General features: G+C 69.7%; 3 protein-coding genes (1 of these 3 running past the window's edge). 1 reads left to right on the top strand and 2 read right to left on the bottom strand.

What is annotated here, in order from left to right; all coding sequences use genetic code 11:
• A protein-coding gene (locus G5T42_RS09730; protein ID WP_165128080.1) for a Calx-beta domain-containing protein crosses the window boundary here: on the top strand, window positions 1-11,694 show its 3' portion. 17,073 nt of this gene lie to the left of the window's left edge; only the last 11,694 of its 28,767 coding nucleotides appear in the window; the start codon falls outside the window, past its left edge; the stop codon is at window positions 11,692-11,694.
• A 123-nt stretch (window positions 11,695-11,817) separates the two neighbouring features.
• Here G5T42_RS09730 and G5T42_RS09735 read toward each other — a convergent pair whose 3' ends face one another.
• The gene (locus G5T42_RS09735) at window positions 11,818-13,833 is read right to left on the bottom strand and encodes a YhgE/Pip family protein (RefSeq protein WP_165128082.1); all 2,016 of its coding nucleotides are present in this window, start codon (window positions 13,831-13,833) and stop codon (window positions 11,818-11,820) included.
• The gene (locus tag G5T42_RS09740) at window positions 13,830-16,664 is read right to left on the bottom strand and encodes an MMPL family transporter (RefSeq protein WP_165128084.1); all 2,835 of its coding nucleotides are present in this window, start codon (window positions 16,662-16,664) and stop codon (window positions 13,830-13,832) included. Before G5T42_RS09740 ends, G5T42_RS09735 begins: the two co-directional genes overlap by 4 nt.
• Between the last annotated feature and the right edge of the window lie 105 nt (window positions 16,665-16,769).

Consider the following 16,769-nt stretch of genomic DNA (forward strand, 5'->3'; position numbering starts at 1 on the left):
ACGGGCCGGAACATCACCCTCGTCGCCGGAGACAACGGCCTCGGCCAGGCGGGCAGCGTCTCGGGGATCGGCGGCATCGGACTTCCGACGAACTTCCTCGAGATCCAGGTGAACGCCGTCGGCGGGCCCCTCGGCGTGCTCAACGCGATCGACACGGCCGCCGACGACGACAAGACGCTCGGCATCTACCTCGACCAGGTCGCGGGCGATCTGTGGATCCACCTCGTGCACACGGCCGGCGATGCCTCGCTGACGACGGGCAACGTCTCGCTGCGCACACGGGCAGGCAGCATCCTCGAGGACGTCAACGACTCGCTCGTGAACGTCATCGGGCAGGCCGTCGACATGGATGCGCACGGCGGCAGCATCGGCACGCGCACCAGCTTCCTCGACGTCGACTCCCTCGTCGGCTCGCCGTTCGCATGCCTGCGCGTCAACTGCGCCGACGCGGCCGACGGCACACGTGACCCGGGACTCGAGGTCATCGCCGACGACGTCGCGCTCGAGGCATCCAACGGCATCTTCTACTCCGAGTTCGACGAGTACCTCCGACTCCTCCTCGCCCACGCGACGGCCGGCGACATCTACCTCAACGTCCGCGAGTCGGCTCAGACCGACGAGGACTTCTACCTGGTCCTCCACGGCACGGCACGCTTCGCAGAGGACGGCAGCACCGCACCCGGCGACGACGCCGATGCGCCGCGGGTGATCGACAACGGCACGATCTTCGCCGAGCAGGGACTCGTCGAGCTGTGGATCGGCGACGATGTCACGCTGCACCCGTTCACGCAGATCCTGGCCGATCTGTCGATCGACATCCGCGGCGACTACGGCAACGCCGACACCGGCGGCGGCGCCGGTGAGTTCGGCACGTCGATGATCCTGCGCGGCCGCATCATCGCCGACTGCGTCGTGGCGCTGGGAGCCTCCACCGGCTTCCCGATGGGGACGTGCGCGCCGTCGACCGCCAACCCCGTGCCGACCCGCCAGGTCAACATCTGGGGCGGCAGCGACGTCGACGTCTTCCAGCTCGGCGACAAGAAGGGCCTCGACCTCGCGCAGACGGCGAACCCGGCGCTCAACAAAGAGCAGTGGGGCGACGACGGATACATCTTCTTCGGCGCCAAGACGACAGTCCACGGCAACGCGACGCTCACCTCGACGACGGACGACGGAGAGGACGAGTTCACGGTCTGGTACCTCCAGTCGATGAACGTCGTGACGAGCCCGACCGGCCTCCAGACGGGCATCGGCGCCGGGCACACCCTCACGCTCGACGGCCAGGGCGAGACCGACCACTACTCGATCTACACCAACGGCAGCCACGGGAACATCCGCAACTACGTCATCAACGTCCTCGACACGGGCCTGGCGAACCAGGGCGTCGACGAGCTCGACATCTACGGCTACGACAACGCCGCCGCGGCGTTCAACGGTGCCAACGGCGGAGCGGATGACATCTGGCTGCTGCGGGCGCTGACCTGCATCGACAACGAGTCGCCGTTCACGATCTCGGGCGTCCCGGCGACGTGCGGCTCGCCGACGGAGCAGGCGGACCACCCGGCCTTCATCGCCCTCCTCGCGGGCAGCAACAGCGCCGACGGCGGCATCGGCAGCTACCGCGACCGCACGCAGGGCAACGAGCCGAGCCCACTCGTGCAGCGCATCAACTACGACCGCGCGCTGAACGGACGGATCACCGTCTTCGGCCTGGGCGGGAACGACGCCTTCTACGTCGACGACACGCAGGCGTCCATCACCCTCGACGGCGGCGCCGGCAACGACACCTTCCAGATCGGCCAGATCTTCGGCACGCAGCGAGACAGCCAGCCCGCACCCGACGGAGGCGCTCTGCTCTCCGCCGACACGTTCCCGGCCCTCGTTCCCACGACCCGCGGCTGGCTGAGCCCGGGCACCCACGCGCCGCTGCTGGCCACCGGCGGCACCGGCAACGACAAGTTCGTCGTCTACTCCAACCAGGCCGAGGTCCAGCTCAACGGCGACGACGACAACGACCTGTTCATCGTCCGGGCCTTCGCCGTCGCGGCGGTCTGCGACACGAACGCGGACAGCGTCGCCGGCTGCGGCCTGACCGACGTCGACTTCCGCCCAGCCGGCGGGGTCTTCCCGACGACCACGCCGTTCGGCTCCTGCGTCATCGGGACGTATCAGGGCATCTCGGGCTACACGCGGTACGACCGGAACGGCGACGGCGTCTGCAACAACGCCGACGCGCACATCACCTTCAACCACCTCCCGGGCAGCAACGTCGACCTCGACAACACGATGTGGCTCGATGACGTCATCCCGCTCGACGCGAACGGCGTGGCGGTGCCGGTGATCGGCCTCGGCTTCTCGACGAGCCGTCCGCTCGACATCCGTGCCGGTGGCGGCGAAGACGAAGTGCAGTACAACGTCAACGCACCGGTCAACGTCGACGGCGGCACGGGTTTCGACAAGATGGTCGTGCTCGGCACCGAGTTCGCCGACGACTTCGTCATCACCGACAAGGCGATCTACGGCGCCGGACTCAACGTCAAGTACACGACGATCGAGATCCTCGAGGTCGACGGGCTCGAAGGCGACGACCAGTTCTTCGTCCTCTCCACCGCGTACGGCGTCGCATACCGCGTGATCGGCGGCCTCGGCTCGGATCAGATCTCGGTCGCCGGCGACGTCACGTCCGACATCGTCACGCGCGAGCTCGAGGGCATCTCGGGTGCGGTCGACCACATCGTGCTCTCCGACGACCCGCGCTACAACGGCACGGTCGTCGACGGCGTGCCCTACAACCTGGCCACGCCGGACCAGGGGGTCGTGGTCATCAAGGAGCAGGGCACGACGACGAGCGTCCGCGAGGGCACGACGACCGGGCCGATCAAGGAGACCGCCTTCTACACGGTCGAGCTCAGCCACAAGCCGACGTCGAACGTCTACGTCACGGTCTCGGCCGCCCCCTCGCCGTCCGAAGAGGCGAGCGGCGCGCTGCACAACCCGACCGGATTCGGCCTGACCGACGGTCTCGGCGACACCATCTGGCTCTGCGTCGCCACCGGCCCCGTCGTCGCCGGGGAGTGCTCGACGATCGCGCAGTTCCAGCGCCACTACATCCGCAACGGGGTCGTCGTCGACGCGGCCGGGCGCGCCGTCGTCCTCACCTTCACCGACGGCAACTGGAACTCGCCGCAACGGGTGTACGTCCGCGCCGTCGACGACGAGCGCTCCGAGGGCGACCGCAACGTCGTGGTGCAGCACTCCGTCATCTCGCAGGATGCCTCGTTCAACGGCGCACTCGTGCGGCAGGTGAACGTCAAGGTCTACGACAACGACACCCCGGGCGTCTATGTGACGCACGTCGAGCCCGGCACGACGACCCTCGACGACCGCGGCGTCGTCATCGAGGGCTCCTCGACCACGCAGCGCACCGACGACCTGCTCGTGCAGCTCGCGAAGGACCCGTGCCCGGTGGCGAACCCCGCCTGCGGCCTCGTGGTGACGGTCAAGATCTCGATGGATGCCGACTCGCAGCGTCTCCTGCAGATCAAGGACCCGGGACTCGGCAGCCGCTGGACGCTCGTCCACGACGCCGACGGCGGCACGCACTACGAGCTGACGTTCGACCACTCCAACTGGAACACCCCGGTGCGCCTCACGGTGCAGGCGCGCAACAACCCGGACCCGGGCGACCCGACGACCGCCGTCATCTCGTTCGGGCAGGCCGGCACGATCACGACCGCCTACAAGTTCCCGAACCTCCGCTCGGGCGACCAGCGCGCCGACGTGCTCGTGTACGACGACGAGACGGCCCAGGTCGTCACGATCCCGACCGGCACCGACACCGTCGTCGTGAAGTGCGGCAACACGGCGTGCACCACGCCCGGCCTCACCGACGGCTACACCATCCGCCTGACGACCACTCCGACGGGCGACGTGCACGTCGTCATCACGCCGGACGGGCTCGTCGACGTCGTGTCCATCGGCGGAGTCGCCGTCACCCCGAGCCAGTACGTCAAGATCGGCGGCGACATCCCGTCCCGCGTCTTCCTGGGCAACCTGCTCTTCAGCGGAAGCACCATCACGCGCGCGAACGGCAGCGACACGGGCAGCTTCCTCGACGACGGTCTCGCGATCGGCCAGCGCATCCAGTTCGCCGCGTGCACGGGCACCTACACGGTGCAGAGCATCGCGCTCGACGGAAAGAGCTTCACCGTCTCCACGCCGCTCGCCTGCTCCGGCTCGGCCGTCACCGGCACCTCGATCAACGTCCTGACGCGTCAGGGCCTGTGGAGCGGCGCGGGCGCGAGCATCGCCGCAGCCACCGGCGACGACCTCCTGAGTCACTACCGCCTCACGCGGCCGGGTGGCGGCTGGCTCGCCGACGGCTTCCTCGAGGGCCAGTGGGTCGAGGTCTGCGACGGCTTCGGACACTGCGTCCGCGCGAAGATCCAGAACATCCGCGGCACGAACGCGACGCACGACGAGCAGCTCGAGTTCCGCCCGGTGTCGTACGACGACTTCGCGACCCTCGTGGGCTCGAGCTTCACCGTGACGCGCATCGCGGCCCAGGCGACCTTCACGACCGGCAACTGGATGACCGACCAGCTCGTCGAGCTGCGGGCGGATCTGGGCTACTACCAGCCGATCGTCCGCCAGGGCGTCAAGACGTTCCCGGCCTCGCAGCACCTGCTCACCCGCCTGCGCGGCCCGCTGGCCGTCGAGGGCGGCGTGACGGGAACCGACCGGTCGCTCGAGCTGGGGCTGAAGCTTCCGGGCGAGCAGGACGGACCGCTCTTCGGCATCGCCGCGCAGGCGCCCGAGTCGAAGCAGATCGACATCCTGAACATCTACGGCGACGGGAGTGTGGCGAACAACTGGGGCGTCATGACGTCGACGACCATCCGCGGTCTGGGCATGGCCAAGGACCTCGACTTCGGCGCCTCCTACGGCGGGACGCAGAACGAGACGTTCGGCGAGCCGCAGATCTTCCCCGGCGGCATCAGCTTCGGATCCATCTCGTTCGTCGACGGCCAGTACCAGGCCGACAGCGCCGTGAGCACCATCGAGGTCGTCAACCTCTTCCTCGGCTCCGGCAACGACCGCCTCGACATCCAGGGCACGCTGCAGCCCGATGTGCCGGTCAAGCTCGTCGGCACCGTCACGCTCACCGCCGCAGCCGGGCCCTTCGGCTCGACGCACCGGCTCACCCGCCCGACGCCGTTCGACTGGAAGGCGCAGGGCTTCCTCGTCGGCCAGACGATCACGGTGACCGGGGGTGCGACGTACAAGATCGTCGGCTTCGGCGACGACCACCCTGAAGACACGACGGAGAACACGATCGTGTACCTCGTGCTCGTCTCAGGTTCGCCCGTGACCGGAACGGCGCAGCGCACGATCACCGCGGCCGACATCGTCGTCAAGGGCGGCGTCGCGGCCGGCAACCCGACCGGCACGATCACGATCACGCCCATCGGAACCGATGGAGGCACCGTCACCCGCGCGACCGGCAGCTGGGCGGCAGACGGGTTCGTCGTCGGTCAGCTGGTCATGATCGACGGGCTCAGCGGCAAGTGGCGCCTCATGGGGATCTCGGCCGACGGCAGGACCCTCACCCTGCAGCGCGGCGACAAGATCGCGGCATCCGTCACCGGAACGCCGTCGGTCTTCGTCCCCGGACCGCACGGCGGCCTGACCACGGTCCACGGCGGCGGCAACGCGCCGATCCAGACCGTCTTCCAGATGGACCGCACCGCGACCGCCGGCGGAGGCATCAAGCTCACCCGCCGTGACGGACTCAACTGGGCCTTCAACGGCCTCCTCCCGGGCAGCGGATACTACGCGGGCGACCCGTACCTGCACGCGTACCAGCACGTCCAGCTCGTCGGCGAGAACTTCACGCGCACGATCCTCGGCTTCGAGGACGCCCCGTGCCCGTACGCCGACTCGTTCCCCGGCTGCGGCAAGGGCTCCGTGATGATCCTCAGCGGGCCCGACCTGCAGTGGACTCCCGCGCCCGTCGCCCTCCCGGCCGGCTCCAACCTCCTCACCGACGTGCGTGTCGCGCAGCCGGTCAAGGTCGAGGTCACGACCCCCGTCTACGTCAAGACGTCGAGCATCGTCCGCACGGATGGCGGCAGCTGGAAGGCGGCGGGCTACAAGGTCGGCATGCAGGTGCACGTGAGCGGGTTCGCGGGATCCTTCACGATCTCCGGCTTCTCGCAGACCGGCAACGAGATCTTCTTCGCGAACACCGCGTGGGCGCCGAGCATGCACCTGAACGCGGCAGGCGTCGCGGTCTGGGATGCCGTCACGCTGACCCTCACCGCCTGGGACGAGTTCCGCCAGTCCAGCGGCATCATGATCGGCGGCGACATCATCACGGTGTGCAACCGCGCGGCATCCGGTCTCCTCTTCAAGATCGCCGCGGACACCGACGGTCTCGTCAACGACCCGGTGACGTGCGACCAGTCCCACACGGCCGGCCCGAACTCGCCGCTCGTCGTCTACGGCGACACGTCGCAGGACGGCATCTGGTACTCCGGCCACCCGGGCGACAACCTCGGCATGGAGTTCGGCCCGAAGCCGTTCGATCCGTTCACGCACATCCCGGATGCCGAGAACGAGGACGACGAGTGGGTCTTCGGCCTGGCGAACCCCTACGACTACAGCGGCAACGACATCATCGATGCCTCGGGCCTGTTCGCCGAGCTCGCGCCGGGCAGCCTGCCCACGGTCGGCATCACGGCCTACGGCGGACTCGGCGACGACCTTCTCATCGGAAGCCAGGCGGGCGATCACCTCGCCGGCGGTTCGGGCGACGACGAGATCCGCGGCCAGCGCGGCGTCGACGCGATCTACGGCGACTCGGGCGTCAACGTCGACATCCTGACGCGCGCCCTCGACATCGCCACGACCAACCGCAGCCCGCGCCCGTCGGTCACCGGCGCCGGCGTCATCTCGAACGGCACCACGATCATCCCCGTGGCCGGCGGCATCCCGGGCATCGTCGACGACCTGCTCGTGGCCGGCTCCGACCTGCTCTACGGCGAGGGTGCGCAGGGCCTCGGACTCGGCGCCTTCACGGTCAACGCAGGTGCCGCGCCCGACACCGCCTACGACGACATCGTCTTCGGCGACCACGGCGCCATCGACCAGAACGTCGCCGACCCGAACGAGCCCGACACCCGCCTGCAGAAGATCCAGACGACTGCGCTCTCGACGATCATCGCGATCCGCAGCGTCAACCTCGACAAGGGCGGCGACGACGTCATCTTCGGCGGCCTGGGTCGCGATGTGCTCATCGGCGGAGCCGGCAACGACATGGCCGACGGCGATGAGGCCGACGACATCGTCTTCGGCGACTCGGTGTGGTTCAGCCGCACTCCGGGCGACTGGACGAACGGCCGCTTCCAGGCGCTCTGCGGAACGCTCCTCTACAGCCGCAGCGACATGACTCAGGGAGCCGCGAACCTCGCGAACCTCTGCAACGGCGCGCCGGTCCCGACCGAGAACAACTCGGGCGTCCTTCTCGTCGACGGTGTCGCACAGCCGTTCCGCGACCCCGACGGCGCACCGTGGTGGGCCGAGTACGACGTCGTGAACCTGTATCACGACCTCGCATCCGACACCGGCACGAAGTGGGCCGGCACGTGGGGCAACGACTACCTCGCCGGCGGTCAGGCGAACGACCTCGTCTTCGGCCAGCTGGGCGACGACGTGATCCAGGGCGATGGCGACATCGACCGCGCGTACGCCCGCTGGATCGACCAGCACCCGACGTTCCCGACGACGACGACCATCAACCCCACGACGGCCACGTTCCACGTCGGCGCCTCCCGCACACCCGCCGGCTGCACCGGTGCCGTCGGAGCGATGACCTGCGACTACACCGGCCTCCTCGTGATCGTGCCCGCGACCGAGCTCCCGACCGACGGCCAGGACTACCTCGAGGGCAACGCGGGCAACGACGTCATCTTCGGCGGCCTCGGCCAGGACGACATCGTCGGCGGCTCGAGCGACTTCTTCAGCCTCGTGAGTGTCGACCAGCGTCCCGACGGACTCGTCAACCCGGCCTACAACTACCAGCCGGGCCACGACCGCGGCGCCGACATCATCTTCGGCGGCTCGGGCCAGCGTGCGGGCATCAACGACCAGAGCTTCGGAACGGACGGCTCGGCCACCGTCGGCACGGTCACCGGTCAGACGGCACTGACGTCGACGGTCACCGCCGACCTCGACGCCCGCGACGCGGACACCATCGTCGGCGACAACGGCCGCATCATCCGGATCGTCGGGATCAACCACATCGACGGCGGCACGGCCGTCGCGGGCCAGGTCGGCGTCGCCCCGGTCGCGAACAGCACCCCCTATGTCACCTTCGTGTACGACACGTACGGGACGCCGGGAACCCAGCGCCTCATCGTCCGCGGCGTCACGCTCCTCGACTACACGGTGGGCGGCCCCGACTACCTGCCGCAGAACTTCGGCCTGGGCGGCCCGGGCGCCGACTGCAACGGCTCGCCCACGCAGCCGATCTGCTCGTTCGTCCTCAACACCGACACGGGTGCGTGGCGCAACACGTCGTTCCTCGGCGGCACGACGCCGTGGCAGACGGGCGGCCGCGACGAGGTGCACGGCGAGACCGGCGACGACACCGTGTACGGCGGAGCCGACCACGACGTCATCTACGGCGACGCCCAGAACGACGACATCATCGGCGGCTGGGGCAACGACTGGATCTCCGGCGGCACCGGCGACGACGGCATCCTCGGCGACGACGGCCGCATCTTCACGAGCCGCAACAGCTCGACGGGTGTGACGGCCGCTGGGGTGGCCTGCACGGGCAACAACAGCACGGCCGACTCCGGCAACGCGTGCTACAGCGAGCGGCTGTTCGGCATCCTGGCGCTCCTGCCGACCGATCCCGACACGAAGACCAGCCAGGGCAACGTCCTCAACGAGTTCATCTACACGCCCGGCCAGGTGCAGACAGCGACCATCAACGTGGGTGGCGCGCTGCTGAAGTCGGTCGATCTCACGGTCTACAACCTCGGCCCCGACGTGAATGCCGGCCTCAACAAAGTCGTGAACCAGCCGCTGTACGACGCCAACAACTCCGACGACATCATTTTCGGCGGCCTCGGCAGCGACTGGATCCACGGCGGCGCAGGCGACGACGCGATCAGCGGCGGCGAGGCGATCGGCGCCGGCCAGGCCGACTACACAGGCGGCGGGTTCGCGCAGCACTTCGACGCCGCCGGAAACCCGATCGGGCTCGAGTACATCGACTTCGCCCACCCGTGGAACCCCGGCGACGTGCTCCACTTCGGCGCCGACACCAACCCGTGGCACGCGAACCACCACAACGAGACGCGGCTCGGCGAGTTCCTCCTGTACGACGAGTACGACCCGCGCCGCGAGATCCGCTTCGATGCCTCCGGCAAGACCTGGGGCTGCACCTCGTGGTCGCCGAGCGGACACACCTGCACGGGCAGCTCGAACATCGCCCAGTTCCCGAACCAGTTCTTCCTCAACAACGAGGACCTGAAGGGCAACTACGTGACGGCGTGCATCGCCGTGGACAACCAGGGCAACTGCACGGCGACCACCACGACCCAGGCCTCCGACGGCAACGACGTGATCTTCGGCGACCTCGGCAACGACTGGCTCGTCGGCGGCACCGGTCAGGACACGCTGTGGGGCGGCTGGGGCAACGACCTCCAGAACGCCGATGACAACCTGCACTCGGGGTGCATCACCGCCCAGCCCAATGGAACGTGCACCCTCGCGGGCGACACCTGGCTCAACGACGTGCCCGACGGCGTCAACTCGAGCTTCCAGGACCGCGTGTACGGCGGCGCGGGCCTCGACATCCTGATCGGCAACACCGGCGGCGACCGCCTCATCGACTGGGTGGGCGAGTTCAACAGCTACATCGTGCCGTTCGCGCCCTTCGGTATCGCGACGGTCAGCCGCCAGAACGAGCCCCAGCTGCCCGAGTTCCTGTACGCGCTCAGCCGCAGCCAGGGCGTCGACCTCACCCGAGCGAGCGACGAGGGCAGCGACCCCGCCCGCAACGGCGAGCCCTTCGGCGAGCTCGGCCTCATCCGCCAGTCCGACCACGGCTACTGGCAGACGCAGACCGGCGGCCCGACCGACCCGCAGGCCGGGAACATCCCGGGCGGCCGGCGCGACACGCTTCGCGGCGTGGACTTCAACGACGGGACCAACGGCGGCTTCCTCGCGGACTCGGGTGTCTTCACGGTCTCGCAGGGCATGCTCCAGGTCGCGGCGGCCAGCAACACCGGCGACGCGGTCGCGGTGTGGCACAGCGATGCGTACCAGACCGTCTACTACGAGCTTGCGGCGAAGATCTCGATGGACAAGCCGACGTCGGGCTGGAAGGCCAACGCCTACGTGATCTTCGACTACTTCGGCCCGATGGACTTCAAGTTCGCCGGGATCGACCAGTCGACCAACAAGGTCGTGATCGGCTACCGCGCGAGCTGGGGCTGGGCCGCACTGGCGCAGGGCAGCGTTCCCGGCGGCATCAAGGCCGGGACCTTCTACAACCTCAATGTGGTCGTCAACGGCCTCGTCGTGACGGTGACCATCGACGGAAAGAACGCCCTGACCTATACCTTCGCCCCCCGGACGCTCGGCGGCGAGCAGGTGGCGCTCAACCGCGGCATGGTGGGCTTCGGATCGGACCAGGCGCACGGCCTCTTCGACAACATCACGCTCACCGTGATCTCACCGGCCATCACCATCGACCGCGTCGACTACTTCGAGGGCAGCGGTACCGCGATCACCGCCGACCAGTCGGGAACCTCCACCGTGACGCGCACCGGGCGTCTCGAGGTCACCGCCGCGAACGGCATGGGGGCCACGCTCATCGGCTTCGGCTCTCCCAACGCAACCCCCGCGGGCTCCGTGCCGCAGTTCGATCCCATGGCCTACGTCGAGCTCGAGTCGACCTTCCGGGCGATGGGAACGACGGGCTTCGTGTTCGACTGGTACTCGGCGAAGGACCACAAGTTCGTCGCCCTGGATGTCGCCGGCCAGCGGGTCATCGTGGGGCACGTCTCCGGCAACAGCCGCATCATCGACCTGGCCATCGCGCGCACCCTCGTGGCGGGCACCGACTACGTGCTCAACATCGTCCTCAAGGCGACGGTCGTCACGGTGACGCTGAACGGCTCGGTGCTGGCATCCGTCATCTACAACTCGCAGCTGGCCGACGGCAGACAGGGCGTCTTCGGCCTGGGGACCGGCACGGTCGTCTCGGTCGCCGACTATCGGCTGAAGACCGACGAGGCGAAGTATGCCGGCGCGCCGCCACCCGCCCCGACCGTCTCGATCACGGATGCCTCGGTCACCGAGGGCGCCGCAGGCACGACGAAGACCGTGTCGCTCACCGTGACCCGCTCGTCGTCGGAGGGATCGCTGACTCTCAGCTACGTCATCGAGGGCGCCCTCACCGGAGCGTCGGCGACCGCTGGCAGCGACTACACCGCCCCGACCGTCATGACCGTCACCTTTGCACCCGGACAGACCACCGCGACGATCACCTTCACGATCAAGGGCGACGCGGTCATCGAGCCCGACGAATCGTTCGTCGTGCGGCTCCAGCCGAACCCGGCCGTGAATCTGCAGCGGTCCGGGGGTGTCGTGACGATCGTCAACGACGACCGCTGACGGATGGCGCTTGGCCGAACCCGACGGCCGGGCCGCCGACGGGCGGCCGCCCGCTCATCCGTCCCGGGTGCGACGCATTGCCCCTCGCCCCGTGCGGCGACGGATGAGCGGGCCTTTTCCTGCTCAGGCGGTGGCGACGGATGCCTCGACCAGCGCCCGCGCCGAGACCGTCCGGCGCCGCGCCACCGCGAGGACCGTCGCGACGAACGCGAGGAGCGCCCACACGATCAGCCCGACGAGTGCGGCGGTCACCCCGGACGTGGAGGTGAGGGCCGAGACCATCGCGTTGTAGGCGGGCGCCGTGGGAAGGAGCGAGGCGATCGAGGCGATCACCGGGGGAACGGTCGAGACGATTCCGGTCGCGACGGCGAGGGCGCCGATGAGCGCGGCGATCCAGCGCCCCGCGCCCCCGAAGACGGCCACGAGCGCCTGGTTGACGGCCGCGAAGGCGACACCCGCCGCGATGCAGAGGGCGGCGAACACCGACCACTCGGCCCAGCCGTACGAGGCCGCGAGCTGCACGACCCCCGCGACGAGCAGGCCCTGCAGGGCGCCGAGCGCGGCGGCCGGGAGCAGTGCGCGCAGCGCGAGCACGGCCGACGGCCGTCGGGACGCGAGAGTGCGCCGGGTGACCGCCTGCAGTGCGACGAAGGTGGCGAGGCCCCCGAACCAGAGCGCCGCGGTGGCGAGGAGCGGGATCGCGGATGCCCCGAACAGGCTCGTGCCGTTGCCCTTCGCCGCGACAGGGTCCGCCACGACATCGGCGAGGCTCGACGCCTCCGAATCGGAGTAGGTCGGAATCTGCTCGACGGCCGTCGTCAGGCCGTCGGCGAGCGAGTCGGTGCCCGTCGCGAGCTGCGCCACGCCGTCTGCGAGGCTCTGCGAGCCCGTGGCGAGCTGGCTGCCACCGTCCGACAGCTGCGAGGCACCGGAGGCGAGCTGGCGGGCACCATCGGCCGACTGGACCGTGCCCGACTGCAGCTTGCCGAGACCGTCGGCGAGGCCGCGGGCGCCGTCCGCCGCGCTGGAGACACCGGCGCTCGTCTGGTCCATCAGGCTGGTGATCCCCGAGGCGGTCGGGGCGGCGTAGCCGCTCGCGTAGCCGGCGCTCGTCGCCGCATCGCCGGCCGCCTGCGCCGCGGTGCCGAGGGCGGCGGAGACCCCGCCGAGCTGTTGGCAGTACGCCGGGTTGGCACCGGACGCGAGGCACTGCTGGGCCAAGGCGCCGAGCTGCTGCGCGAGTCCGGGTTTGCTCTCATCCGGATTGCCCAGCGTCAGCGCCAGCGCCGCGGTCTGGTCCGCCGCGGTCTTGGCATATGACGCCGAGGCGTTCGCGGCATCCTTCAGCTGCTGGTTCTGCACGCCGGCCGCTGCCTGATCGAGCCCGTTCGCGAGGTCGGTGGCGCCGCCCGCGGCTCCGCCGATCCCCGCCGCGATCTGGTCGAGGCCGCCCGCGAGCGACGTCGCACCCGTCGAGAGCGACCCGGCGCCGTCCGCGAGCTGCGTCGCCCCACCCGGCAGCTGCGCAGCCCCGTCGGCGGCCTGATGCGCGCCGTCGGCGAGCTGCTGAGCGCCCGTCGCCGCGTCGCCCAGCTTGTCGCCGAGCGTCGTGAAGCCGAGGAAGACGTTCTCGAGGTAGACCTGCGACAGCTGCTGGCCCATGAGGCTCGCCGCCGCCTGCGTCACCTGCGCCGTGATGGCGTCGTCGACCACGAGCGAGTCGGGCGGGGTCTGCACCTGGATCGTCGCCTGCTCGGGCGTCTCACCGGGCTGCGTGGAGGTCGCGGCAGCCGAGAAGTTCGACGGGATCGTCACGATCGCGTCGTAGGTGCCGTCGGCGAGTCCGTCGGCCGCGTCGTCGGCGTTCGAGAGCGTCCAGTTCAGGTTGCTGTCCAGATCGTCCGAGCCTTCCACGAGGCCGGCCGTGAGCTGGCGCCCCAGCGGCACGGTCTGGTCGTTGATGGTGACGGGCTCGTCCTCGTTCACGATCGCCGCCGTGATTGAGTCGAGGCGCTCGGCCGGGTTGTAGAGCGATGCGACCAGGATGCCGCCGATCACCACCGGGAGCAGCAGCACCCCGATGAGGGTCAGCCACGTGACGGGGCGGCGCGAGCGTGCGCGTTCGATGTGGAGGGTCATGCCATCACCTCTGCAGACGAGAGAGCGGACGTTCGAGTGTTGTCGAGATCGAGGACGGATGCCTCTGCGCGGCCCGCCCCGATGAGCAGCGCCTGCGCGCTCGCGGCGTCGGCAGCCGAGACGACCAGGGTCACGGGCGACGCATCGCGCAGCATCCGTGCGGCCTCCCACCTCTGCGGCTCGGTGAGCGCATCGGCGCCGTCGATGACGGCCAGCGAGGTGCGCCCGCGGAGGGCGTCCCGGAGCTCGTCGAGCGGATCGGCCGACGCGTGCAGGAGCGCGACGCCGACGTGCGCGCGCACCCAGGCGGCGCGCTCGGGGAGGAGGTGGCCTGCGACGCGGAGGCGTCCGCCCGTGGCGGCGAGGCGCCCGGACAGGGCGAGGAGCACCGCGCTCGCGGCGACGGGGTCGCCCGTCACGACGAGCGATTCGCCGGGCTCGACGCTCAGCGACACGCCCCGCACGAGCGCGCGGCCCTCGTCGGCGACCTCGAGGTCCTCCGCGACGACCACCGCCGTGGAATCCGGACCGGGCCACTCGGCCAGCGCGAGTTCGCGCTCGACCGCCTCGCCCTCGATGTCGAAGTGGGGGAGCACGCGGTCGAGCCAGCGAGGCATCCACCATGCCTTGTCGCCCATGAGGGCCATGACGGCCGGCACGAGCGTCATGCGGACGACGAAGGCGTCGATCGCGATGCCGGCGGCGAGCCCGAGCGCGATCGGCTTGATGGCGGTGTCGCCCTCGGGGATGAACGCGGCGAACACGGCGAACATGATGATCGCCGCGGCCGTCACGACACGGGCGGACGCGGTGAAGCCGGAGCGGATCGCTCCGACGGCGGTCGCCCTGTCATCGACGCCGCCGTTCGCGCGCCGCTTGTGGACGTAGTCCTCGCGCATGCGCGAGACGAGGAACACCTCGTAGTCCATCGCGAGGCCGAACAGCACGCCCATGAGGATGATCGGCATGAAGCTGATGACGGGGCCCGTCTTGGCGACGTGCAGCAGGTCGGCTCCGACGCCGTGCTCGAACACGAGTGCGACGACGCCGAACGCCGCGAGCACCGACAGCAGGTAACCGAGAGCGGCCTTGATGGGGACCCAGATGGAGCGGAAGACGATCGTCAGGAGCACGAGCGAGAGCCCCACGACGAAGATCCCGAAGGGGAGGAGCGCCGCACCCAGGCGGTCCGAGATGTCGATCGCGACCGCGGTGAAGCCGGTGACCTTGAGGTCGACGCCGTACTCGTCGAGCCACTCGTCGTGGTGCGAGCGCAGCTCGCGGACGAGCTCGGCCGTCGCGGGGTCGTCGGGAGCGGTCGTGGGCACGAGCTGCACGATGCCGGTGTCGGCCGTCTGGTTGGGGGTCGCGAGCGCGACGGTCGCGACACCCGGGATGTTTTCGACCTCCTCGCCGAGGTCCTTCATGAGTCCGAGCGGGTCGGTCGAGGTCACTATCGTCCCGGTGAGGATCAGGGGACCGTTGAAGCCCGGACCGAAGTGCTCGGACGTGAGGTCGTACGCCTGCCGCGCCTCGCTCGACTCGGGCTGCATGCCCGCGTTCGGCAGCGCCAGGGCGAGGCTCGCGGCGGGGATCGCGAGCACGCCGAGTCCCACGACGACTGCGACGGTCGTGACGATGGGATGCCGCGTCACGCCCGTGACCCACCGGTCGGCGAAGCCGCGCCTGCGCGTTGCCTCCGCCGCGCGGGTCCGGGGCGTGGCCTCCGCCTCGGCGCTCGTCCTCGTCTCCACCGGCGCCTCGGCGGCGCTTCGGCTCGACCGCGGCGCTCGCCGGGCCCGGCGCTTCCAGCCGACGACGCGGCCCTTCGCGAAGCCGAGAAGAGCCGGGGTCAGCGTGATCGCGACGAGCACGGCGATCGCGACCGCCACCGATGCCGCGATCCCCATCGTCGTGAGGAAGGGGATGTTCGCGAAGGCCAGGCCGATGAGCGCGATGAGCACCGTGACGCCCGCGAAAACGACGGCCGAGCCGGCGGTGCCGGTCGCGCGGGCGGCGGACTCCTCGGGTGCGATGCCCCCGCGCACCTGGTCCTGGTGTCTCGCGACGATGAAGAGGGCGTAGTCGATGCCGACCGCGAGGCCCAGCATGATCGCGAGCAGAGGGGTGGTGGCCGAGATCGTGGCGAACGCCGTCGCGACGAAGATGAGCGCGATCGCGAGGCCGACGCCGATGAGCGCGCTGATGAGCGGGAACCACGCGACGGCGAACGAGCGGAACGTCACGATCAGCACGAACAGCGCGATGAGCACGCCCACGGCCTCGATGATCGAGATCGTCGGGATCGACTGCGAGAACAGGTCGCCGCCGATCGCGACCTGCGACCCGGCCGGGAGGGACTCTTCGAGCTGCGCGCTGATGTCGTGCAGGTCGGCTTTCGTCTCGGGCGTCACGTCGGTCGACTGCCCGTCGAACTGCAGACGGATGATGGCAGCGCTGTCGTCGTCCGAGACGAGTCCCGACACCATCTCGTCGAACGGGTCGGTGACGGCCAGGATGCCGTCGAGATCGTCGAGCTGGTCGATCGTGTCCGCGATCTCGCTCGCGTACGGGTCCTGGTCGATCTTGCCGCCGTCGGCTGCGACCACGACGAGCTGCGCACTGGTTCCGCTTGCCTGGGGGAACGAGCGGCTGAGCTGCTCGAGCCCGGCCTGGGCCTCGGTGCCCGGGATCGTGAAGGAGTTGTCGGTGCCCTGCATGAACAGGCCCGCGCTGCCTCCGGCGATGCCCAGGAGCAGCAGCCACGTCACGAGGACGCGCCAGGGGTGCCGGTACGACCAGCGGCCGAGCGCGTAGAGAAGTGTGGACACGGACCCTCCGGGTGGATTTCGTGATGCCGCGGAAGCTCAGTGCGAGCGACGTGCGGAAGAACCGATACGTCGCTGTATCCGATACATAGATGTATCGTAAAGTGA

The sequence above is a fragment of the Microbacterium sp. 4R-513 genome (genome assembly GCF_011046485.1).
GTDB lineage: Bacteria > Actinomycetota > Actinomycetes > Actinomycetales > Microbacteriaceae > Microbacterium.